The 22,843-nt window shown below is 46.8% G+C and carries 24 protein-coding genes; 8 read left to right on the forward strand and 16 right to left on the reverse strand.

Features of this window, described 5'->3' with window-relative positions:
- Positions 1-147: 147 nt before the first annotated feature.
- Entirely contained in the window at positions 148-687 is a 540-nt protein-coding gene (gene psbP, locus QUA77_RS14170) for a photosystem II reaction center PsbP (RefSeq protein WP_333041087.1), read from the reverse strand.
- Positions 688-830: 143 nt separating this feature from the next.
- On the reverse strand, positions 831-1,043 hold the full coding sequence (locus QUA77_RS14175; RefSeq protein ID WP_193973911.1) for a chlorophyll a/b-binding protein: 213 nt from the start codon (positions 1,041-1,043) through the stop codon (positions 831-833).
- A gap of 326 nt (positions 1,044-1,369) precedes the next feature.
- Between QUA77_RS14175 and QUA77_RS14180 the strand changes: the two genes are divergently transcribed.
- Positions 1,370-1,981, forward strand: a complete 612-nt coding sequence (locus tag QUA77_RS14180; RefSeq protein ID WP_333041085.1) for a hypothetical protein — start codon at positions 1,370-1,372, stop codon at positions 1,979-1,981.
- A 365-nt stretch (positions 1,982-2,346) separates the two neighbouring features.
- Here QUA77_RS14180 and larB read toward each other — a convergent pair whose 3' ends face one another.
- Genes larB through ispF form a run of 5 tightly spaced genes read right to left on the reverse strand, consistent with a single transcriptional unit; the run spans position 2,347 to position 6,613 of the window.
- Entirely contained in the window at positions 2,347-3,150 is an 804-nt protein-coding gene (gene larB / locus QUA77_RS14185) for a nickel pincer cofactor biosynthesis protein LarB (RefSeq protein WP_333450689.1), read from the reverse strand.
- A gap of 35 nt (positions 3,151-3,185) precedes the next feature.
- Positions 3,186-4,961 (reverse strand): ABC transporter substrate-binding protein, encoded by a 1,776-nt coding sequence (locus QUA77_RS14190; protein WP_333450691.1) that lies wholly within the window; start codon positions 4,959-4,961, stop codon positions 3,186-3,188.
- Positions 4,962-4,989: 28 nt separating this feature from the next.
- Entirely contained in the window at positions 4,990-5,562 is a 573-nt protein-coding gene (locus tag QUA77_RS14195) for a PIN domain-containing protein (protein ID WP_333450693.1), read from the reverse strand.
- A complete protein-coding gene (locus QUA77_RS14200) occupies positions 5,540-6,088 on the reverse strand; it encodes a hypothetical protein (protein WP_333450695.1) in 549 nt (182 codons plus the stop codon). Before QUA77_RS14200 ends, QUA77_RS14195 begins: the two co-directional genes overlap by 23 nt.
- A gap of 45 nt (positions 6,089-6,133) precedes the next feature.
- The gene (gene ispF / locus QUA77_RS14205) at positions 6,134-6,613 is read right to left on the reverse strand and encodes a 2-C-methyl-D-erythritol 2,4-cyclodiphosphate synthase (protein WP_333450697.1); all 480 of its coding nucleotides are present in this window, start codon (positions 6,611-6,613) and stop codon (positions 6,134-6,136) included.
- A 222-nt stretch (positions 6,614-6,835) separates the two neighbouring features.
- Between ispF and QUA77_RS14210 the strand changes: the two genes are divergently transcribed.
- Complete coding sequence (locus QUA77_RS14210; protein WP_333450699.1) at positions 6,836-7,123, forward strand: hypothetical protein; 288 nt, start codon at positions 6,836-6,838, stop codon at positions 7,121-7,123.
- Between the two features lie 47 nt (positions 7,124-7,170).
- Here the strand turns inward: QUA77_RS14210 and trmD are convergent, their stop codons facing one another.
- Positions 7,171-7,866: a tRNA (guanosine(37)-N1)-methyltransferase TrmD gene (gene trmD / locus QUA77_RS14215; RefSeq protein WP_333450701.1), complete on the reverse strand. Its 696-nt coding sequence runs from the start codon at positions 7,864-7,866 to the stop codon at positions 7,171-7,173.
- Positions 7,867-8,037: 171 nt separating this feature from the next.
- Here trmD and QUA77_RS14220 point away from each other — a divergent pair, with 171 nt between their 5' ends.
- The 3 genes from QUA77_RS14220 to cphA all read left to right on the forward strand — a co-directional run bounded on the left by QUA77_RS14220 (position 8,038) and on the right by cphA (position 12,147).
- Positions 8,038-8,226: a hypothetical protein gene (locus QUA77_RS14220; protein WP_333450704.1), complete on the forward strand. Its 189-nt coding sequence runs from the start codon at positions 8,038-8,040 to the stop codon at positions 8,224-8,226.
- Complete coding sequence (locus QUA77_RS14225; protein ID WP_333041076.1) at positions 8,198-9,091, forward strand: cyanophycinase; 894 nt, start codon at positions 8,198-8,200, stop codon at positions 9,089-9,091. Before QUA77_RS14220 ends, QUA77_RS14225 begins: the two co-directional genes overlap by 29 nt.
- 335 nt (positions 9,092-9,426) lie before the next feature.
- Entirely contained in the window at positions 9,427-12,147 is a 2,721-nt protein-coding gene (gene cphA, locus QUA77_RS14230; protein WP_333450706.1) for a cyanophycin synthetase, read from the forward strand.
- Positions 12,148-12,211: 64 nt separating this feature from the next.
- On the opposite strand, the gene QUA77_RS14235 is transcribed toward cphA, so the two are convergent.
- From QUA77_RS14235 to QUA77_RS14245, 3 genes are read right to left on the reverse strand one after another with little or no spacing between them, the layout of a single operon-like run.
- Positions 12,212-12,886 (reverse strand): hypothetical protein, encoded by a 675-nt coding sequence (locus QUA77_RS14235; RefSeq protein WP_333450708.1) that lies wholly within the window; start codon positions 12,884-12,886, stop codon positions 12,212-12,214.
- On the reverse strand, positions 12,883-13,263 hold the full coding sequence (locus QUA77_RS14240; protein ID WP_333450710.1) for a RusA family crossover junction endodeoxyribonuclease: 381 nt from the start codon (positions 13,261-13,263) through the stop codon (positions 12,883-12,885). Before QUA77_RS14240 ends, QUA77_RS14235 begins: the two co-directional genes overlap by 4 nt.
- Positions 13,256-14,254 (reverse strand): IS630 family transposase, encoded by a 999-nt coding sequence (locus QUA77_RS14245; RefSeq protein ID WP_333450712.1) that lies wholly within the window; start codon positions 14,252-14,254, stop codon positions 13,256-13,258. Before QUA77_RS14245 ends, QUA77_RS14240 begins: the two co-directional genes overlap by 8 nt.
- 275 nt (positions 14,255-14,529) lie before the next feature.
- Between QUA77_RS14245 and QUA77_RS14250 the strand changes: the two genes are divergently transcribed.
- Complete coding sequence (locus QUA77_RS14250) at positions 14,530-17,970, forward strand: DNA methyltransferase (RefSeq protein WP_333450714.1); 3,441 nt, start codon at positions 14,530-14,532, stop codon at positions 17,968-17,970.
- Between the two features lie 17 nt (positions 17,971-17,987).
- Here QUA77_RS14250 and QUA77_RS14255 read toward each other — a convergent pair whose 3' ends face one another.
- Positions 17,988-18,413 carry a type II toxin-antitoxin system VapC family toxin gene (locus tag QUA77_RS14255; protein WP_333245264.1) on the reverse strand — a complete coding sequence of 142 codons (426 nt, stop codon included), beginning with the start codon at positions 18,411-18,413 and terminating at the stop codon, positions 17,988-17,990.
- A complete protein-coding gene (locus tag QUA77_RS14260; protein WP_333043041.1) occupies positions 18,410-18,796 on the reverse strand; it encodes a DUF433 domain-containing protein in 387 nt (128 codons plus the stop codon). Before QUA77_RS14260 ends, QUA77_RS14255 begins: the two co-directional genes overlap by 4 nt.
- 204 nt (positions 18,797-19,000) lie before the next feature.
- On the opposite strand from QUA77_RS14260, the gene QUA77_RS14265 reads away from it, so the two are divergent.
- Positions 19,001-19,246: a hypothetical protein gene (locus tag QUA77_RS14265; RefSeq protein ID WP_333043043.1), complete on the forward strand. Its 246-nt coding sequence runs from the start codon at positions 19,001-19,003 to the stop codon at positions 19,244-19,246.
- An 18-nt stretch (positions 19,247-19,264) separates the two neighbouring features.
- Here the strand turns inward: QUA77_RS14265 and QUA77_RS14270 are convergent, their stop codons facing one another.
- Together QUA77_RS14270 and cbiE are read right to left on the reverse strand one after the other, a co-directional pair.
- Positions 19,265-19,630 carry a hypothetical protein gene (locus QUA77_RS14270; RefSeq protein WP_333043044.1) on the reverse strand — a complete coding sequence of 122 codons (366 nt, stop codon included), beginning with the start codon at positions 19,628-19,630 and terminating at the stop codon, positions 19,265-19,267.
- A 24-nt stretch (positions 19,631-19,654) separates the two neighbouring features.
- On the reverse strand, positions 19,655-20,863 hold the full coding sequence (cbiE, locus tag QUA77_RS14275; protein WP_333043046.1) for a precorrin-6y C5,15-methyltransferase (decarboxylating) subunit CbiE: 1,209 nt from the start codon (positions 20,861-20,863) through the stop codon (positions 19,655-19,657).
- A gap of 90 nt (positions 20,864-20,953) precedes the next feature.
- Here cbiE and QUA77_RS14280 point away from each other — a divergent pair, with 90 nt between their 5' ends.
- Positions 20,954-22,159 carry a transposase gene (locus QUA77_RS14280; protein WP_333043048.1) on the forward strand — a complete coding sequence of 402 codons (1,206 nt, stop codon included), beginning with the start codon at positions 20,954-20,956 and terminating at the stop codon, positions 22,157-22,159.
- Between the two features lie 37 nt (positions 22,160-22,196).
- On the opposite strand, the gene QUA77_RS14285 is transcribed toward QUA77_RS14280, so the two are convergent.
- Positions 22,197-22,697: a GNAT family N-acetyltransferase gene (locus tag QUA77_RS14285; protein ID WP_333043050.1), complete on the reverse strand. Its 501-nt coding sequence runs from the start codon at positions 22,695-22,697 to the stop codon at positions 22,197-22,199.
- Between the last annotated feature and the right edge of the window lie 146 nt (positions 22,698-22,843).

Here is a 22,843-nt window from a genome sequence, read left to right on the forward strand (position 1 = left end):
AGTTGACAGTTGACAGTTGACAGTTGTCAGTTGTCAGTCAACTGTGGTGAGGTTTCCAGCGAAGAGTCAACAGTCAACAGCGAACAGTCAACAGTCAACTGTCAACAATCCCCCATGCACCATGCCCAATTCCCAATTCCCAATTCCCTAATAAACAGAGAAAGATTTAACAACTTTCTCAAAAGCTTCTTTTACCTTGGGCCAGCGTTCTTCGGTAGTGGAAACGTTAAGCGTAAAAAGTTTGCCACGGCTGACGGCTACACTCGCTAAGTTGTGGCGTTCTTGGTTTGGCAACTTAACGGCGTATTCTAAAATGTAATAGTTTTTCGATCGCGATTCACGAGCTTCTGCATTGACTAATTCAGCTTCGCGGCCCGAATCAGCCGGGGCGATCGCACTTTTGCTGAGCTTGTATCCCACATCCGTCGGCGTTCCCAAATCCGCCAGAGTTTTGTCCTTCGCGACTGGACTGATTACCACGCTGACGTTCTCGGTTTGCTGAATCAAATCGCGGAACACCACATCGGGCCCGTTAGAAACCGCGATCGGCAGCCAGCCGTTAGGATAGAGAAATTGATAGCCGTCGCCAGTATCAACGTAGCTTTTGAGTCCGGTGACTTTAGACACACAACCGGTTAATGTGAGGCTTAGAACCACCAGAAGTATTGCCGCAATTCGTTTGAGCATTCTTTTTACGGGTAGGGTAAAACAAAAATATTTAATTTTAATTGTCTCACCAAACCTTGCCCCTAAAAATAGTTAAGCTATGGATCGCTGTTTGTGTAACGCCAGCCATCCATAGCCATATAGTTTAATTGTTAACAAAATCATTACAGGTGAGTCAGCCAGCTAATCAGCCCGTGCTTGGTCGAAACTTCTAAAGCCAAGAGAGAAACAAAGCCAATCATGGCAAGGCGGCCGTTTAAGCGTTCTGCGTAGGGGGTAAAGCCGGTGCGGGGTTCGTCATCGATGTATACTGTCGGCTCGATCGCAAAATTGTTCATTTTGCCTTGGTCGTCCAGCATTAAGCCTCGGTTAGTCATCTTTTTTTTCCTAAATGGTTTTTAGTGTACTGTAAATAAATGTAACAGACTTGTGAAGATATGTAAAGGATTGTGAGAAATTTTTTTAAAAGACCTCGCTCTGACACCAGTTTTAAAAAAAATGCAACTGTAGGCAAGCTCTAAACCCTTATATAGTCAGTCTTTCCCAAGTCTAAAATCTAAAATCTAAAATCTAACAATGGTATGACTGTGGGTAGACTCTGGGCCCCGGAGGGGGGAGGATAGAGTGGAGAGGCACAAAAGTCGATGGTGTATGGCAAATCCAGTCTGGGTTTGACGAAAATTGTGGAACGGAGGAAAAATTTATGCGGGCCAGTCTGGAAATGCGGTGGTTTTATAGCGGTGCACTGCCAAAATCGCTCAATCAATGGTTTGGAAGCGAGAGTCTCGGCGCGTATCTTTCGCCTCCTGAAGAACGGGAAGACATATATTTGCTAGTACCTAACTGCGACTACTTGGGAGTGAAGCTGCGTGGGAAAACCTTGGAGGTAAAGTGGCGTCAGGCAGAGTTAGGGACGATGCAGTTCGCCAATCGCTGGGAAGGCAAAGCCGAAAAGTGGCTGAAGTGGGTTTGTGCGGACACCATGGCGCCGATACCGGCGGATATTGTGGCGACAGGAAAGTGGGTGGGAGTCAAGAAAAAGCGAGCGCAACGTCTTTATCAAGTTTCGGCCCCTGGTGTCCTGATATCTGTGCCTGTCGAAGCCCCAATTCCCCAAGGTTGCAGCGTAGAACTTACTCAGTTGAACATTAACGGCAGCGCGTGGTGGACTTTGGGATTTGAAGCGTTTGGCAGCGAAAGTTGTTTAACAGAAAGCCTGCAAACAGTTGCTAGTTGGACTAGCAAGAGTTATCAGGCCCAAAAGTTGAAAGCTGAGGATTCTTCTGCTTATCCGATTTGGCTGGGCAGCAAGTAATATCAAATCCGGCAATAATACCTCCTGTATTCTTTAGTCCTCCTATGCTGGGACGAGAAGCAAGTGTAGACGCAGTTTCAACCGCCGAGTCTGGCCGTCCTGGGCGCAACTGGCATATATGGTAAGGTGCTCTACTACCGGTAATCTTCAATAATCTTTCAATAACGAAGTCTGAGGCACCTGAGATGTGGCACCATTTTCAATTAGGTTTTTTACGGGCGGGCAGGATGCCCACCCCACAAGAAAACTCACTCTTTGTGGAACACGCATCTTGCCTGTTCTTGAGAATGGTGCAAGATGCACCCTAAAAATTGATCGTCCTGTGACAGTTAGCCTTAGTCTGATCTAATCGAGGGGGTTTCTAACTATTCCCCCTCTCTCCCATTCACCCCCTCTCCTCTTCTTCCCACTCGGTCAGCACTTCTGAGAATTTGACAAGCCAAAATCGCAGCCCCAAATCCATTATCAATATTCACCACACCCACACCAGCGGCACAAGAATTGAGCATAGTTAAAAGAGGAGCAATCCCGCCAAAACTCGCGCCGTAACCTACACTCGTCGGCACAGCAATCACCGGACAATCTGCCAAACCCGCAACCACACTCGCCAAAGCACCTTCCATGCCCGCAACCGCAATCAACACATCAGCACCGGCAATGACGTGCCGGTTGCTCAGCAAACGGTGAATGCCGGCAACTCCGACATCCCACAAACGTCGCACCTGAAAACCGCAAAGTTCCGCAGTAATTGCCGCCTCTTCCGCTACAGGCAAATCCGCCGTTCCCGCACTGATAATAGTCACAGTACCCGGATGCTGCGGAGTTGGGGAATTAGGAGAAATTGCACAAATTCGAGCCTTTTGGTAGTAGCACAAATCGGGTATTTTTTGTTGCAATTGCTCGAAAACTTCCGGTTCGATTCGCGTCGCCATCACCGCAGAATTTCGCCCGCGCATCGCCTCGATAATCTCAACAATTTGGTCGGGCGTTTTCCCCGGGCCCCAAATTACTTCAGGAAAACCCGTTCTTAAAGTACGGTGGTGGTCAATTTTGGCAAAATCGCCGACTTGTTCAAAGTCAAAATGCTTTAATTTATCCAAAGCTGCGATGGGGCTAATATCGCCGGCAGCCACAGATTCGAGTAACTTCTGTAAAATTTTAGGTTCCATTAATTAATGACTGACTAATGACTAATAACTGCTGACTATTCTGTTATTTGCAACTCGTACAAATTCCAAAAAGCACCGCCCAGAGCACTGTAGCGAATTCCCGAAACGCGATCGCGCACCGCCTCAAAAGTCAGCGGATTTACCATATAAACAAAAGGAACTTGTTCCGCTATAATCCGCTGCGTTTCTCCATAAAGCTCCTTGCGTTTCGCCTCATCAAGCTCCTGAGAAGCCTTCACATAAAGGTCATCGATTTTCTGCTCCCAGTCGTACACTTCCCAACCTTTAATCGGGGGTTCTCCGGATTGCGGGCCCTGGTTGAAACTGTGCAAAGTGCCATTGACTGACCAAATATTGTAGCCGCTGTGCGGTTCAGTACCTCCCGTAAAACCACCGAGGTAAGTATCCCAATTCCGCGTCAATCGCAGTTTTTCCACATAAGTGTTAAAACTGAGAAACTGCGTATCAATTTGCATCCCCAGTTTGCCTAAATCTTGCTTAATTTGCGTTCCCATTTGTTCCCGAACTTTTTTACCGGCCGCCATCAACAAAGTAAATCGTACCTTGTTGCCTTCAGCATCCAACAATTCGTTGTTACTATTATACTTGAAACCAGCACTTAACAGTAACTCTTTGGCTTTTTGTCGATCGTAACTGTAAGTTTTCAATCCCTGTTCTGGGGACAGGTAGAACGGGCTTTGCGCCGGAATTGGGGAATGCAGTGGCGCGCCAAGTCCGCGATAGATATTGTTAGTCATCGCCTCGCGGTTGATGCCATAGGCGATCGCCTGCCGAAATTCCTTACTCGCGAACCACCGAGACTTAATTGGGTCTACAAACGGCTGATTTTGAGCATTGCGCCCCTTATTCAGATTGAAACACACAAAGACGCTGCCAGTATCCGGGCCGCCGTTGAAGACCGTATATTTGCCGCGTTTTTCCTCCCGTTTCAGCAGGGGAAACACTTCCGGTTCCACGTTCAGAGTATCCAAATCGCCCGATCGAAAATTCAGCAGTTGATTGTCAGTATTTTCGATAATTTGCCAAACAATTTGCTGGATGTAAGGCTGGACATTTCCCTCAGCATCTTTGCGCCAAAAATACGGATTTCTTTCCAAAACCACGCGCTGATTGGGAGTGTAGCTCAGCATTCGATATTGACCATTCCCCACAATTTTTTTAGGGTCAGTATCCGTCCCCCAAGTAGTCAGGAATTTAGGCTGACCATCGGCATCTGTATTTTCGACAGCTTCCTGTAAAATATGAGCTGGTAAAATTGGGATTCCCCCAGCATATCTAATAAATGGAGCAAAGGGTTCTGCAACGGAAAATTCAACGCGGCGGCTGTCTATTTTTTTTACTTTTGGGAATTGGCGACTCATCCCAACCCTCAGATTATCTTTCAAACCGCTAGGAATTTTATCATTGAAATAAATCTTTTCATAGCTGAAGATAATGTCATCAGTAGTCATCTGTTCGCCGTCCGACCATTTCAAACCCTCTCGCAGGGTGAAGACAATCTTTTTGCCATCTTTAGAAACTTCCCAGGACTCGGCTAAACCGGGTTCTAACTCCGAGGTCAAGCCGTTTTCGTTAATCAATCCCTCGTACATATAGCCAAAAACGCTGTATGCAGATTGGTTTAGCGGGTAGTTAAAGGTACCCGGGCCGCTGGGGGTAGGAACGATGAGTCTGTCTACTAAGTTAGTTGATCGCACGGGACTACAAGCTGAGAGAGCGATCGCTGCAATTGCAGCCAGGAGAACAGCCAGCCAGCGGCGCTTTGAATGTAAAATAGGGAAATTTTTCATAATAATTTACTGTACCACCTGCGTGCAATTATGACTGAGATTGTAGCCAACCTAGAAAGTTTTTAGTGACAGAGAAATACTTTGTAATCCGGGCTTCTCGCAAAACATCTTGAACTTCCGGTAGACCAAATTCTTTGACGTTACCGCTGAGAAATACTTTTGTTTCTGTAGAATGCGAGCGTGCATGACTGAGGATACAGTGTAGAATCAAATTGTCTGTTGGGTCTTTTTCGATCAAAGTTTCGTTTAAGCTTGCTTCGACAATTTCTGGATTTAATGCAATCATTTCTGCATTTCTAGACATCCTACTTATCGCTTCACGCCAGCGAAATTTCATTTCATCTATTCGTTCTACATAGTAGAGTAATGACTCTTCTAAGTGAAAAAATAGAGATGCAGCCTGTTCAGATGTTACATCTCGCTTTGTTTCGCTAATTTGGCGGTTTAGCTGTTCCTTAAAATATTTTCGTCGCTTCAACTCGTCCTCGAAAGCTGACAAAGCCTCCATGTAACAAATGGTGGGTATGACCAACTGAACAGATGAGGACAAATCTCTGAGCAACATAATTGCTTCAGCCTCACGCCCTGTAGTAATACTCATCAGAAAGGTTGTCTCGATATATATAATTGCCACCTAATTCAACTCCTGATTTTGTTGTACCACCTGCGAGTAACGGGAGCAAACCGATGGCTGCTATCTCCTCTGATGCTGGCGGAATTTGGGATTTCCAGTTATAATCTAAGTCATGCAGCCACGACTGAATCACCCCCTCATTGGTACTTTCAGAGATCCATTTACTGCCAAAACTCGGCATATAATAGCGACATATTTCACCAGTATTGAGAGTGCAAACAGCCTCCGATAAATTCACACCATCCCATTTAAAAATCAGAATTTGTTCCGCGTCAATAAACATAGCATAGGGAACGATCGCGTTTTTTTCAGACAGCTTAGCTAACGTAGCTTTCAGCAAATCGAGCGCGCGATCGACAATTTTCTGTTTTGCGTCTGCTTCTTGAGCTTGAATAATTTTAACCTCAATTAGCACGACTATGCGATCGTCCTTATCCAACGCGATGACATCCGCGTCTACAGGAAATTGTAATTCCCAGGTGTCAGTGTCCATGATTTCAGGCTTCCTAGCGATTTTGGATTAAAGAATTGTAGAGTTCTATTTTTTGCCCAGCAAAACTACAGCGTAGGCTGCAATTCCTTCTTCTCTCCCCACGGGGCCTAACTTTTCGTTGGTAGTAGCTTTGATGCCGATTTGGTCGGGTTTTAATTGTAGGACAGTAGAAAGCTGAAACCGCATTTGCTCAATATGCGGTTTCAGCTTTGGACGTTCTGCCACCACCACCGAATCAATATTGCCGATTTCCCAGCCTTTATCTAATATTAACTGATTCACTTGTGCCAGCAATACGAGACTATCAGCACCTTTCCATTTCGGGTCAGTTGGCGGGAAATAAAGACCGATATCTCCTAAGCTGAGAGCTCCGAGCATCGCATCCATGATAGCGTGGGTAAGTACGTCGGCGTCGCTGTGTCCTAATAAGCCTAATTCGTGGGGAATGTGCACGCCGCCGAGGATGAGGGGGCGTTCGGGAACTAAGCAGTGAATGTCGTAGCCGTTGCCGATGCGGATGTTCATGTAAAATTTAGGTTTTGGAAGTATACCAAAAGACAATTATTTCATATTTGCGGGGAGATAGGTGAAAAAGTATGGTCTTGATTTACGGACTCTGTGGGAATTGTGACCAAGACGTACTGATGTTGGTTGGTCAATCAGTTTTTGACAAAAAAAGTTGTCTGGTATCTATCTTATAGCTGCTCTCATTGTGAGCAGGCAATCGAGTTAGAGAATAATGATGCTATGCCTAACGAAATGAGAGAAGAGATTTTAGCAAAAGCAACGACTGGGAACTTGATTGTATGGGAAAAAGAACCAGGTGCAACAGTTGTAACAAAAATTATGCGTGAGGCTATGTCGTTGTTCTTAGCTGAAGCTATGAAGCTAAAAAAGAAGATGCCTGGTTCTGTTTTGATCGGAACTCAATCTGAGACATATCGACTAAAACAGCTTTTAGCTGCTGAAGGTTTGAAAGCTTCAATCAGCAGAAGTGTTACAACAATCGGCGTTGTCGCTCAAATTGGGTTCTGAGTTTGCCCCCTAAATCATATGGGATAACTTCTTCTTTCTCCCTTCTCCTATTCTCCCCTTTCCTCCAACCACCGATCGTACAAATCCAGCCGGCGCGATCGAGTTCTTTCAATTTGCTGTTGCTTGCGCCAGCGAGCAATTTCTGCGTGATTACCAGACAGCAACACGTCGGGCACCTTCAATCCCCGAAAATCCGCCGGTCGAGTGTACTGCGGATAATCCAAAAGTCCGTCCTCAAAACTCTCAAACTTTAGGGAATCTTCCTTCGCCACAGTTCCTCGCAGCAATCGCAAAACCCCATTAATCAAAGCCAAAGCCGGAATTTCGCCCCCCGTGAGCACAAAATCCCCCAAAGACACCTCGCGAGTGACCAAATGCAGAACTCGATCGTCCACACCTTCATAATGACCGCAAATCAACACCAACTGATCGCGATCGGCCGCCAACTCCCGAAACATCGCCTGCTGCATCGGTTCCCCCTGGGGAGTCAGCAAAATCACCTCGCGCCGCGGCAAAACCGGCAGCGACTCCACCGCAGCAAAAATCGGTTCCGGTTTCATCAGCATCCCCACTCCGCCCCCGTAAGGCTCATCATCGACTCGCTGGTGTTTGTCTGTGGTAAAATCGCGGGGATTGACAAAATTCACCTCAGCAATCTTTTTAGCTAAGGCTTTGCCCATCAGTCCCGACTCTAGGGGAGCCCGGAAAAATTCTGGAAATAGGGTAACAACGTCAAATCGCACGATTATTGGAATTTCATTGATACATCACCTCTAGTTTGACCTTTAGAGGGAGTTCAGTTTTCAGTAATTGCTTTATTCTTTATAATTTCTTATAATTTCTGAAAATTTTGGCAAGTTAAATTCTCTTCCTGTGTCGGCGGGCCGATTTTGTACAAAAATAATCTGTTTTTCATGACACCGACTGCAAGTAAACTCGCCCCAAACAACTGCGGGATAGTGCGATCGGCGATCGCACCTCACTGGCACAAACAAAAATTTATTCTTAAAAAGCCCTATTGTACCCACAGCAACGGCAAAATTGAATTTCACATCCAACAGAGGAAGACACACCATGCAGCAGTTGACATCTCAAGCCCTTGAACACAATATTCCCCAGCGCACAAAAACCTCGATTATGGTCATCGGGGGAGCCGAAGACAAAGTTCACGGGCGAGAGATTCTGAACACCTTTTTTTGCCGTGCTGGGGGTGCAAACGCTCGGCTGGCGATCGTTCCGTGCGCTTCGCGAGATCCCGAAGGAATTAGCAACCGCTACCGCACAATATTTGACGAAATGGGCGTTAGCGCCGTCAAAGTAGTGGACATCCGCGAACGCGAACAAGGCGAAAACCCCGTCTGGAAAGATTACTTAGAAGACTGTACGGGCGTATTCATAACAGGCGGCGACCAACTGCGGCTCTGTGGACTGCTGGCGGACACCCCGCTGATGGAAAAGATTCGCAAAGAAACTCTCGAAGGCAAGATTACGCTCGCTGGCACCAGCGCAGGTGCTGCGGTGATGGGATATCACATGATTGCAGGCGGTGGGAGTGGCGCGTCACCAAACCGCTCTTTAGTAGACATGGCAAACGGACTTAACATTATTCCTGAGATCATCGTAGACCAGCATTTTCACAACCGCAACCGCATGGCTCGCTTGCTGTCGGCTGTGGCTTGCCATCCTGATCGCCTCGCTATTGGTATTGACGAAGACACCTGCGCCTTGTTTGAGGGAGACGATACTATGAAAATTCTTGGTAAAGGCACTGTGACTATTGTTGATTCTAGGGAAAATTTTTATACCAATGAGTCTATGGTAGGAGCGACAGAACCCTTAAGTCTGTTCAATATGCGCTTGCACGTTCTGTGTCACGGAGATTGCTACAATATGCCCCTCGGCAAACCAATGCCATCAGGAGCCTGTTCCGAGTCTGGCTGGCCCCCCGAATGCCGCACAGCCAACTAACGTAGAACATCTCTTGTCATTGATTCGGCAGAAATTAGGCGACATTCCGGCCGAATCATGGATACAAAAATAGAATAGATTCCGAAGCAGCCACGGTCTGACCCCAGGCCGAACCACAGAAAATTCTAGCTTCGGGCTTTGAGTTTTGGCTAGCCATTGGCCTGTACTTGTTTTTAGCCGATCGTACGGGCATGAATTTTCAATTGGGTAGCCCATAACTGGAAATTCACTCCCAAACTGTTCGCAGCGAACAGTCGATCGAGCAATCTAGATCGAAATTGAATAAATGCTCCAATTATCTATAAGATTTCGCGCCCCATACCCCTCTAACTGCCATGAAAATACTTAAAATCCAGACCTTACGCGGCCCCAACTACTGGAGCATCCGACGCCAAAAACTCGTCCTGATGCGTCTGGATTTAGAGGAGTGGGCAGATAAAACCACAGCGGAAATTCCTGGCTTCTACGAAGGGTTGATCGCCGCTCTTCCGAGTTTGAACGACCATCACTGTTCTCCAGGCCATCAGGGAGGATTCCTGCAACGGGTCAGAGAAGGGACAATGATGGGACACGTAATCGAACACGTCGCCCTAGAACTTCAGGAAATGGCAGGAATGCCGGTCGGGTTCGGTCGCACCCGCGAGACTGCGACCCCAGGCATTTACCAAGTAGTAATCGAGTATCAACACGAACAAGCAGGTCGCTATGCAGCCCGGGCGGGGGTGCGGATGTGCCAAAGCATTGCCGAGACAGGCACTTATCCAGCAGCAGAATTAGTCCAAGATTTGAGAGACCTGAGAGAGTTTGCTGCGTCGGCAGCCCTAGGGCCGAGCACGGAAACACTGATTAAGGAAGCAGAAGCGCGCGGCATTCCTTGGATACCTTTGAGCGCCCGGTTTATGATTCAACTCGGCTACGGGGTTCACCAAAAGCGGATTCAGGCAACTCTGAGCAACCGCACGGGAGTTTTGGGAGTAGAACTTGCCTGTGACAAGGAAGGTACCAAAAATATCCTCGCCAGCGCCGGTGTACCGGTTCCCAGAGGGACGGTGATTCATTATTTGGATGAACTGCGCGGGGCGATCGAAGATGTCGGCGGTTATCCGATCGTCCTCAAACCCCTAGACGGCAACCACGGCCGCGGCATTACGATCGACATCAATTCCTGGGAAGCAGCAGAAGAAGCCTACGACTTAGCCAGCGCGGCATCAAAAACAAAAAGCGTGATAGTCGAGCGCTATTACGTCGGCCGCGACCACAGAGTATTGGTAGTCAACGGGCAAGTCATAGCAGTTGCAGAACGAGTCCCCGCTAACGTCGTGGGTAACGGCAAGTTTACAGTAGAACAGCTTATTGAAGAAGTAAACCGCGACCCGCAGCGAGGAGACGGACACGACAACGTGCTCACCCGGATCACGATCGACAAATTGTCCCTGGATTTGCTGCAAAAACAAGGATACGCGATGGACTCCGTAGTGCCCGCCGGCGAAAGAGTATTTTTGCGCGCGACAGCAAACTTGAGTACCGGTGGAATTGCAGTCGATCGCACCGACGAAATCCACCCAGAAAACGTCTGGCTGTTTTCCAGAGTCGCCAAAATTATCGGTTTGGACATCGCCGGCATTGACGTAGTAACTCCCGACATTTCCCAACCCCTGCGCGATGTCAACGGCGTCATCGTCGAAGTCAACGCAGCACCGGGTTTCAGAATGCACGTCGCCCCCAGTCAGGGTTTGCCCCGCAACGTCGCCGGCGCCGTCTTCGATATGCTTTTCCCCTCGCCTCAACCCAGCCGGGTGCCGATTTTAGCGGTAACCGGAACCAACGGCAAAACGACAACCACTCGCCTGCTTGCCCACATTGTCAAGCAGACCGGTCAGATTACTGGCTATACGACTACCGACGGCACTTACATCGGCGATTATTTGGTCGAAAGCGGAGACAATACCGGGCCGCAGAGTGCTCAGTTGATTTTGTCTGACCCGACGGTGGAAGTAGCGGTGCTGGAAACGGCTAGAGGCGGAATTTTGCGATCGGGCCTCGGCTTCGATCAGTGCGATGTTGGCGTCGTCTTGAACGTCGCGGCAGATCACTTGGGAATTGGCGACATCGACACCGTGGAACAACTAGCCAAACTCAAGAGCGTTCTCGTCGAGTCGGTAATGCCCAAAGGCTATGCAGTTTTAAATGCAGATGACCCGCTAGTATCACAAATGGCGCAGCGTGTCAAGGCTCAAATTGCATATTTTTCGATGAACCCGGACAACGAACTGGTTGCCAAACATACCGCTGCGGGCGGGCTGGCAGCGATTTACGAAAATGGGTATTTGTCAATCTTGAAAGGCGATTGGACGCTGCGAATTGAACAGGCTGTGAACGTGCCGCTGACGATGGGCGGGCGGGCGCCGTTTATGATTGCTAATGCTTTAGCAGCTTGTTTGGCGGCTTTTGCCCAAGGATTGAAAATAGAAGATATTCGATCGGCTTTGTCAAGCTTCCAAGCATCCGTCGGTCAAACTCCCGGAAGGATGAATTTGTTTAAATTGGGCAACTATCACGCTTTGCTGGACTACGCCCACAACCCCCACAGCTACAAAGCTTTGGGCAGTTTCGTGCTGAATTGGCCGGGATTGCGGATCGGGGTAGTCGGTGCCCCTGGAGACCGGCGAGATGAAGATTTTGTCACGCTGGGCAAACTTTCGGCCGAGATGTTCGATCGTATTATTGTGAAGGAAGATATTGACAGGCGCGGGCGAGAACCCGGTGCTGTGGCCAAGTTAATTTGCCAGGGGATTGCAGAGGCGATTTCTGCAGGAACCGCAAAGAAATCTCAAGTTGAATACGAGTTGATTCTCGACGAAACAACGGCTGTTAACAAGGCTTTAGATGAGGCGCCGGCCGCCAGTTTGGTAGTGATTTTACCTGAAAGTGTCAACAAAGCTTTGAGTTTAATTGAAGCCCGGAAACCGATTAAGGAATCTGTGGAAGTTCAAAATGGTTTAGATCGATCGAAGTCACAGGAAAGTTTAAAACCGACTGTGGTGAATCAAGGCTAAACTCTGAAGTTTGATTTCATTATTAATAGGTTGGGTTAACGAAAGGAAACCCAACCTTTTTGCTTTATAAAACCGCCGTATTATCTTTCAATATTTTCTCTGTCACCTCAATCAGTTCGCACACAGAATTTTGCGTAAGTTGTGTAGTTTTAAACCCATGAGCAATAGCGTTACGCAAAGAAAGCGCATTCATTAATAACTGATATTCGGATTTAGAAATCACGCCCTCAACCGTCAGTTTTTTCACTAAATACAGCGGTTCTAATCTTTGCAAACTTAGCTCTTCTTTATGGGCAACAATCCTCAAAGTTGCCTCAACTAAAGACCAAGAATATAGCATTGCTGACTCTAGATGTTGTGTTACAAGTTGCTTGGCGACTTGCAAACCCAACTCTATTTCATGCTCTTGAAAAGAATCCTCAGCTTTGGAAATATCGACTGCATCCTCCGAGTTAGTCATCACTAACTCAAACCTCCAGCCGGGATTTTCTGCTACTGCTTGGGCTAAATTACGTAGATATGTAGTAGAGGGTGACTTGAGTGAAGCGCGTGACTTGACTGCAATAACCACCGATTCTTCGCCCCGGCGCACTATCAGATCCGGGCGATAGCTTTTAAGGAAGTCCGGTAAATCTTCAGAGTTTGGATGAAATGAAATTTCATAACCTTTCTCACGATACTCCTCTGCTAGTTTCAGCAGTTGCTCTCTTTCTATGTTTGCAGTTGGGGTTGCGATCATGTCAGTACCTCTTTGTCAGGAGCATCAATTACGACAATGTGCAAGAATTCATTACCACGGGCAAATCCTTCCGCTAGAATCGAGGTCATATTTTCTACTTTAAAGTTAGTTGATAAATTCCTCTTGCGGACTAGAACATCAGTTACTTGATTGTCATCGACATAGGCTAGCCCGATAATTGCATCTTGAATTGGCTTTACTATGTTGTCTACATCGATTTTAACAGAATCGTAGAAATAAGTTATCTGAAGCATCACTAGGCCAGTAGCTGTTTTCTGCTCCGAAGACCAGTATTTTTCAGCCTCTTGCCTCACTGTCACTTTCCAAGCTTTAAGAAGAGCTCGCCTACGAGCTTGTTGTGATAAGTAGTTAAGCAAAATTAATTACATAATTATCTCCAAATTCTTTAAGAATTTTTTCGACAGATGAAACAAGAGATTGCCAGCTAGAATAGGCATCTATTTCCAGCCATTTATATTTGATAAACCGCCACAAAATCTCTATTAAATTCAATTCCGGTGAATAAGTCGGCAATTCAAATATACTTAAGCCGCGTTCTTTCCATTCTTCAAGTTTATCGAAAATGGCATTGCTAGTATGAATAGAAGCTTGATCTACCACAATAAATGTTGGCCGCTCCACCACAGCAAAGAAAGTATCGATACAGGCTATGATTACATCAGAATTAATAGTCTGCTCTGAAACATAAGCATGAAGCGTGTTTTGCCGATTCATGATTCCCAAGACATTTAAACGCTTAGTTCTACGACTATCAATTGACAAATATTCGCCAATATCTTGCCATCCATAAGGGACACAAGGGATGCCACAAAATCCGGATTCATCCAAATAGTATAAATCAATTTTTTCCTCATCTTCTAGGTGTTTTAATTCTGACAATTTTTCTTTTTTTTCCTTGTAGTCTATGGGGTCTGGCTTGCCGCCAACACCTCGACGCATCCTATGCCAAGTCATACAAAGTTTTTTAAGTATTCTCTTAATAGTCTCCGTACTGATATTAATATCCCATTCTTTTTTGATTTTTTGCACTACTTGCTTTAATTGTCTTGGCTCCAATTTTACCCAGTCTCTAATTTGAGCTGATTGTGCGGAATCAAAAGTTGTTTTTCTGCCTCTACCTGGTTTATTGTATAATCCGAGCATTCCCTCATATTCCCATCGATTCAACCAGTTATACATAGTCTTATAACTAACTTGAAAAATTTTCATCAAGTTTTCATTTTTGACACCTTGTGAAACTAAGATTAAAAAATGCGATCTTTGGCGCACTTGATGATGTCTGCTTTCGCGATAAATTCGGTTTAGCAATTTCAAGGAAAGTGGATTAATATCTCGAAGTAAAAACATATTAAATCTATTTAAATACAACTTACTATTTTAGTATATCATATTAGTTATTTATGTAATTAATTTTGTTTAACTACTTACTGGTGGGCCATCTACTATGAACTCAAATCTCGCCAAAGTGTTTCTAAATAGAAGATTCTGGATTATTTTACCTCTTAACTGCTGCCCACTGGGTAATCGGTGCCTGGAGTTTCCAACCACAATCGCAAGATAAATCGCCAATTCAAACCGATCGAAGTATAGAATCAGGAAAAAGCAAGCAGCAGGATTGAAGCATGAATGAAGCCGATCGCACGCGTGTGGAAACATTCATTACGCGCTGGGCAGGTTCTAGCGGTAACGAACGGGCAAACTACCAGTTGTTTTTTGCCGAAATGTGCGATGCCCTGGGAGTCGATCGCCCTTTTGATAAAGGCAGAATTCCCAACGATCCCTACTGCTTTGATAAAGATGTCAAAATCTTTCACCCCAGCGGGAAAGTGACTCCGGGGTTTGTTGATTTTTACAAAGCCGAGCATTTTTTAATAGAGGCAAAACAGGGCGGAACAACGGGTAAAAAAGGAACGGCCAAGCGGGGGACAAATACCTATTTGCGAGAGATGGAAAAAGCGTTTGTGCAGGCGATCGCCTATACCCGCAGTCTCAGCAGCAAACCGCCGTTTTTGTTAACTTGCGATATTGGCGACCATTTTGAATTGTGGATGGGTTTTAGCGGCGATTACGGCGGCTATGGGGCGCGGCGAGAAATCGGGCTAATCGAGTTGCAGAAAGCCGATGTTTTCGATTTGTTTGTCGATATTTTTAGCAATCCGCAACAGCGCAATCCAGAGAAGATTGCGGCGCGGGTGACGCGGGAAGTAGCGGCGGATTTGGCAGAGTTGGCGAAGCGGATGGAGGCGAATGTCGATCCGCAGCAAGTCGCCCAGTTTTTGATGCGCTGTATTTTCACCATGTTTGCTGAGGATGTGGGGTTACTCAAAGAACATTTGTTTACGCAGGCGCTGGAAACGCGGTGGATTCTCAATCCGAAGACTTTTAAGCCGGAAGTAGAGGCGCTGTGGGAGGCGATGAATGAGGGGACGAGTTTTGGTTTTCATGGCAAACTGTTGCGGTTTAATGGCGGATTGTTTGCGGAGTCGCAGGCGTTTGCGCTGACAAAGGCGCAGTTGGAGGTATTGTTGCAGGCGGCGAAGCGGGATTGGTGCAATGTGGAACCGGCGATTTTTGGGACGTTGTTGGAAAGGGCGCTGGATTCAAGGGAACGGAGTAAGTTGGGGGCTCATTATACGCCGCGATCGTATGTGGAACGGTTGGTAAAACCTGTGGTGATGGAGCCTTTGGGCGATCGCTGGATTGCGGTACAAGCGGAGGTTAAACAGTTGCTGAACGCCGGAGAATCGGAACCGACTGCAAATCAAAGGAAAAAGGCGACATTAGTTTTAGAGGCATTTCTGACGGAGTTACAACAGGTAAAGATTCTCGATCCGGCGTGCGGATCGGGTAATTTCCTGTATGTAACGTTGGATTTGTTGAAGGGGTTGGAATCGGAGGTGTTGCGGCGCTTGGAGGATGTCACCGGATCGGCGCAGTTGCGGTTAGATATTGCTCAAGTTAATCCGAGTCAGTTTTTGGGAATTGAGATCAATCCTAGGGCGGCGGCGATCGCGGATTTGGTGATTTGGATTGGGTATTTGCAGTGGCATTTTCGGCGGTTTGGCGATATTCCGCCGATCGAACCGGTGTTGCGGGAGTACAACAATATTGAATGCCGGGATGCAGTGTTGGCCGATGACGGGAGGGAACCGGATGTGGATGCGGCGGGGAAGGTGAGAACTCGCTGGGGCGGACGGATGATGAAAAGTCCGGTGACGGGGGAAGATATTCCCGATGGGACAAACCAAGTGACGATTTATCGGTATTTGAATCCGAGGGCGGCAGAGTGGCAGGAAGCCGATTATATTGTGTCGAATCCGCCGTTTATTGGCAATGCGAGAATGCGGGAACGGTTAGGAGATGGATATGCAGAAACGTTGCGGAAAGTCTATACAGATGTGCCCGATACAGTTGATTTTGTGATGTATTGGTGGCACAAAGCTGCCACTCTGGTTCGCCAAGGACACATCAGGAGATTTGGTTTAATTACAACCAATAGCATTCGACAGGTTTGGCAAAGAAAGATAATTGATGTTCACTTACAAGCTTCTAAAAATCCACTCAACCTATTTTTTGCGATTGCCGATCATCCTTGGGATCAGGAAGGTGCCGCCGTACGCATTGCCATGACAGCCGCTGAACTCAAAACTTGTCATCATGCCACAGCCCAAATCGGATATGTCTTGCATGAAACGGAAGTGGGAATACCTGAAGAGATCGCCCAGAATCTGAGGATTAACTTGATTCATGTCGATCGAATACTCAGCAATTTAGATTCAGGTGCTAACGTGAGCAGCACTCAGAAACTTAGAGCAAATCAAAATTTATCTTCCAAAGGCATGATGTTAGCTAGTCAAGGGTTTATAATCAATCAGCAACAGCTAAAACTTCTGGGTTATTCAACGAGTCTACCATCAGTTATTAAACATTATCGCAATGGACGAGATTTGATCCAATCTAAATCAGATCTTTTCATAATTGATCTATTTGGACTAACAGAACTAGAGGTCAGATCTCGATATCAAGACATTTATCAATGGATACTTGAAAGGGTAAAACCGGAGAGAAGCACGAATAACCGAAAGGCATATAGAGATAATTGGTGGATTTTTGCTGAGGCGCGAGCCAAAATTAGACCTGCCATCAATACACTAGAACGGTACATTGCTACACCACGAACGACAAAGCACAGATTTTTCACATTTTTAGAGATAGATGTTTTTCCAGAAAGTGAAGTGATTATGATTGCACTTGGAGATGCTTATCACTTGGGTGTTCTCTCCAGTCAAATTCATGCAAAGTGGTGTTTAGCAAATGGTGGGTCAATGGGTGTTTATATTGGTAATATCCGATACAACAACTCCGTTTGCTTCGACCCCTTCCCCTTCCCCGACCCCACCGACACCCAAAAACAAACCATCCGAGAACTCGGAGAACGCCTCGATAGCCACCGCAAACGAGTCCAAGCCACTCACCCCGAAGTCACCATCACCGCGATGTACAACCTCCTCGAAAAACTCCGCCAAAGCGAACCCCTCAACGACAAAGACAAAGCCTTCAACCAAAAAGCCCTAGTCTCCACCCTCAAACAAATCCACGACGAACTCGATGCCGCCGTATTTGCCGCCTATGGTTGGGAATCCACCCTCACCGACGACCAAATCCTGGAAAACCTCGTCACCCTCAACGCCCAACGCGCCGAGGAAGAACGCAACGGACTGATTCGCTGGCTACGTCCCGACTACCAAGCCCCCGGCGAAACCTACGTGCAACCATCCCTTGCAGGTATCACCACGGAAACCGAAACCTCTATCGCCCCCACGGAACAACAACCCTTCCCCAAAACCCTCAAAGAGCAACTTTCCGCCATCCGCGACTTATTCCGCACCCAAAGCGGCGAATGGACAGCCGCCCAAGTCACCGCCCACTTCAAAGCAGCCAGCCGCAAACAAAAAGTCATTCTCGACTGTCTGGAAAGCCTGGAAGATTTGGGGATTTTGCTCAGTCATACTGAAAATGGGATGACTTTCTGGCATCTCGCAGAAGTTGGAAATGCCGGATAAGCTTGGCTTGGCAATTGTTATGTCCAATCCTCCAAAACCAGTCCTGGGACTTGTGCAAAATCTTGTCGATTTCGCGTCACTAAAATTGAGTTATTAACCAAAGCAATGGACGCAATCCGCAAATCTTGTGTCCCAATTCGTATTCCCTGACGGCGCAGCGCCAAATATTGCTCGCAAGCTGACTCGGTAAAATCCAGAACTAGAAAATCGTTGAGAAATTTAACAGCCGATCTCAAACCCACATAAGCCCAAGTTAAGCGTTGCTTCTGTCCGGGTTGCGAAGCTTGACGAATTGCATTGAACCAGCCCTGAATCAATTCCTCAACATTGATGACAGTAATAGCAACATCGCTAATATGGAGAGTTTCAAAACGTTGCAATATGAGTGGATTAGAGTGTTGCAAGAGTGTGAGATGGTCGGTATCGAGAATATATTGATTCATAGGGTCTCAGACTCAGGAAAATCGATATCAGCATTTCGATCTTGGCGATAGGTCTGAACATATTCCGTGACTTCATTCAACAACGGGTTACATCTCAAAAGAGGTGAAACATTCAACATCGGACGCGCCTCATACCAAGCAATCCGATCGTCTATTTCTGGCTGATTGTCCAGATAAAAGCTAATCGCATCAAACACTTGAGCTGCCGTCACGAGTTGCAGTAACTTCTGTGGAATTTCTTCAGGCTTTATTCCTGATTTCCAAAACACCACAATATCCCGTACCGTAACTTGAGTGTCTGCAATAATCGGTTCCCCCTGCAAAACTTCAGGATTGCGGGTGACATAGCGAGAAAGGCTTGTAGATGATAGCGAACTGGTCATAACGACCTCATAAGACAATGTAAACCTGCCTTCATCTTAGCGTAGTGGACAGAAGATGCCTATTTAGTCAGCCACGAGGAAATGTTTGATGCTTATGCTGTTCAAAGATTATGGGCATAAACTAGATTATTATCGCCAATGGCATTGACCCGATCGATTGTAAAAGAGTAAAATAAATTATAGAGTTACGCCCAAAAAGTTTCCATGCCTCCCGAAGAAATCCTCCTACAATACTGGCGCGAACTTGCCCCCGCCGATCGCGCAAAAGTCCTTCAGTTTACCCAAGCTCTAGCGCTCAAATCTTCACCTGAATTTACCCCCAAAACACAACTCGGTCAAACCCTGTGGAAACTTCGCCAACGGGCGATCGCCAACGGTATGAAACTGCTCAATGAAGTGGAGTTAGAGCAAGAAATTGCCGATCGTCGAGGTGGCTACGTTGTCTGGTAAACTAACTTATCTGGATCTCTATTCCATCTGCAAATATTCCAAAACGAGCAACCGCAAATAGTCTAGCATTCGGATATACGATCGCATTTGAAGATAGCCCGATCGCGTTTCAGCATAAAACTCAGCAATCGCAGAACGATCGAACACCCTAAGCTGATGTAAATTTGCGATCGCTTCCTCCCGGTTATCAACTCCCGCGCTAGCCTCAATCTGACTAGCATAACCGCGAATGCTAACTGTCACTAACTCAAGCTCCTCCAAAAACGATAAATCTTCTTCGGAACCAAGATACCTCTGAGATATCTCTTTGCGCTCGGATTTAGTGTTTTGATAATCAACCGTTAATTGTGCCAAAAGTAGGACAATAATATCTTTATTTATCATAGCTTTCTAGGCAAGAATCGGCTTTTAGGTTTTAACTACCGCCCACTGAGTCACCGGTGCAAGCGGTTTCCAACCCTGAAAAGAACCGATCGCCCCTACTCGCTGAATCGCAATTCTAATTAGTTCCCCGCCATAACGATCGTGCCATTGCAAAACTTTAAACTCGCTCTCAACTGTCACGGCATTAACAACTAATCGGCCGCCCTCACCTAAAGCATTCCAGCAAGTTTCCAGCACAGCTTCTGCAGTGACACCGCCGCCTATGAAAATAGCATTCGGTTGAGGCAAATTTGTCAGGGCTTCCGGCGCTTCTCCCGCAACGATTTCGAGTTCGGGAACGCCGAAATTCGAGGCATTTTCAGCGATGTATTGCAATCGAGTCGGATGGCGTTCGATCGCGATCGCCCTGCATCGGGGATGACTCCGCATCCATTCGATCGCGATCGAGCCGCAGCCCGCACCCACATCCCAAAGCAACTCTCCGGGAATCGGTGCTAACGCTGACAGAGTAACGGCTCTAACCTCTCGCTTGGTAAGTTGTCCGTCGTGGTGATATGCAACATCCGGCAAACCCGCAGTTCGGGGGAGGATAAGAGTTTGTCGATCGGCTGCAACTGCGATCGCGATCGTATTCAAATCAGCCAAATCCGATTCATTCCAGGCTGCTGCTACCCCCTCCAGCCGCCGTTCCGAGTTCCCTCCCATCCGCTCGAACACGGTCATCAAACTGCTGCCAAACCCCCGCTGCGTTAACAATTGGGCAACTTGGGTCGGCGTGTGTCTGTCAGCGCTCAACACCAGCAAGCGCGCGCCGGGGAAGAAAGCAAGTGCGATCGATGCGATCGGGCGATTTGTCAAACTGAAAGTCTCAACTTGGGCCAGCGGCCAACCCAAACGGGCGCAAGCAAGACTAAAAGCCGATGCCGCAGGAATCACAGTCATTTCCGAAATGGGAATTTTGCGCGACAGCGTGACGCCGATGCCGTGACACATCGGATCGCCGCTTGCGAGCACGCACACAGACTGTCCCCGGCGGCGGAGGATGTCGTCAACTGTTGTCTGCAAAGGCGATGCCCAAACCAATTTTTCGCGGGTGTCGTCGGTTGGTAGCATTGCTAGGTGACGGGCGCCACCAACAACGACTTGAGATTGAGAGAGGAGGGTAGAGGCGATCGGGCCGAGCCCCGAAAGTCCATCTTCGCCAATCCCCACCACCGAAAGCCATTTGTGCATTGCGCGCTTACCAAAATAATTGGGTTTAAAGCCCCGTCCTTGTAGGACCGCTTTCTGTGCTATACTTACGCTAACACGACAGGCGTAACTATGTTGGTATTTGAGGCAAAACTTGAGGGAACGCAGCAGCAGTACGAGAGGCTAGACGAAGCCATCCGCACTGCTCGCTTTGTTCGCAATAGTTGTCTCAGATACTGGCTCGACAACTTGGGAATCGGCAAGTACGAGTTAAGTGCCTACTGCGCTGTCCTGGCCAAAGAATTTCCCTGGGCCGCTAAACTCAACTCGCAAGCGCGTCAGGCTTCTGCTGAAAGAGCTTGGTCTGCAATTGCGCGGTTCTACGACAACTGCAAAAAAAGCAAACCAGGGAAAAAAGGCTTTCCGCGCTTTAAGAAACATCAGACCCACGGCTCTGTTGAATATAAAACAACAGGTTATAAATTATCGTTCGATAGACGTACTATCACTTTCACTGATGGTTTTGAAGCCGGAAGCTTTAAGCTGTGGGGAACTCGCGACCTACACTTCTATCAATTAAAGCAGATTAAGCGAGTCCGGGTAGTTCGTAGGGCTGACGGTTACTATGTGCAGTTTTTGATAGACCAAGAGAGGTTAGAAAAGAGAACACCAACTGGTAAAACACTAGGTTTGGACGTTGGTTTGACTCACTTCTACACAGATTCAGACGGTCAAACAATTGAGAATCCGCGTCATCTGAGAAAGTCCGAGAAAGCTCTCAAACGACTGAATCGGCGTCTTTCGAGAACAAAAAAAGGCTCCAAAAATAAAGCCAAAGCAAGAAACCGATTAAGTAGAAAGCACCTCAAAGTAAGTAGACAACGTAAAGATTTTGCCGTGAAATTGGCAAGATGCGTAATCCAGTCTAGCGACTTGGTTGCCTATGAAGATTTGCAGGTGCGAAATATGGTCAAAAATAGAAAGCTAGCTAAATCTATTTCTGATGCTGCATGGTCTAATTTCCGGCAATGGTTGGAATATTTTGGCAAAGTGTTTGGAGTGGTAACAGTCGCTGTGCCTCCGCACTACACTTCGCAAAATTGTTCTAACTGTGGAGAAGTTGTTAAAAAGTCTTTGAGTCAAAGAACGCACCGCTGTCAGCACTGCGGTGTTGTACTCTTACGTGACTCGAATGCAGCAATCAACATACTTGAGTTAGGACTTCGTACCGTGGGGCACACGGAAACGTTAAACGCCTCTGGAGACATCGACCGCTGCATTGGTGAGGTAACTCCTCAATGTAAGTCGAGTCGTGGAAAGAGGAAGCCTAAACAGTGATGTTTAGAATCCCCGACCGTTTACGCCGGGGAGGATGTCAATACTTATCGATTCTAAAGAATAATATCGGATTTCCATCCATAATTCTTTCTTCTACTTGCCTCATCCCGAGTCTTTCTGCGACTTTTTGCGACTCAATGTTTGGGCGATCGCAACTTGCGACAAGATAGTTAAAGCCCAGTTCATCAAAACCATAATCCAATATTTTGGTTGATGCTTCAGTAGCGTAACCTTTTTTAAGTGCTTTCGGCAGCAGTGCGTAAACTAACTGGGGCTGTTCTTCTTCAAAAAAATACCACAAACCAACAAATCCAATAGTTTCTCGATCGCTCTTAGTTTCGATAAACCACATACCGAATTGCTTTTGGACAAACAGCTTTTTGTTTTCGGCAAGCATTTCTTCAACCTTTTGTAGCGACCAGATTTCGCCGTCGCACAGATATCTCCTCACATAGGCATCGATAAAAATTTTATGAAGCGTGTTGAGGTCGCTCTCCACAATCGGTTTCAAAACTAATCTCTCGGTTTCAAATATCATGGGGATTATTTATGTTGAATTCAAGGGCGATCGCACTTATCAATATTAGTCGAGGACGCACGGGTGGTCAGAAACCGGGTTTTTTATGAAAAGATGGGTTGCAGCCCCTAGATTCGGTAAAAAAGCCGGTTTCTTTGATAGGAGTG

The organism is Microcoleus sp. K5-D4 (genome assembly GCF_036704575.1).
GTDB lineage: Bacteria > Cyanobacteriota > Cyanobacteriia > Cyanobacteriales > Microcoleaceae > Microcoleus.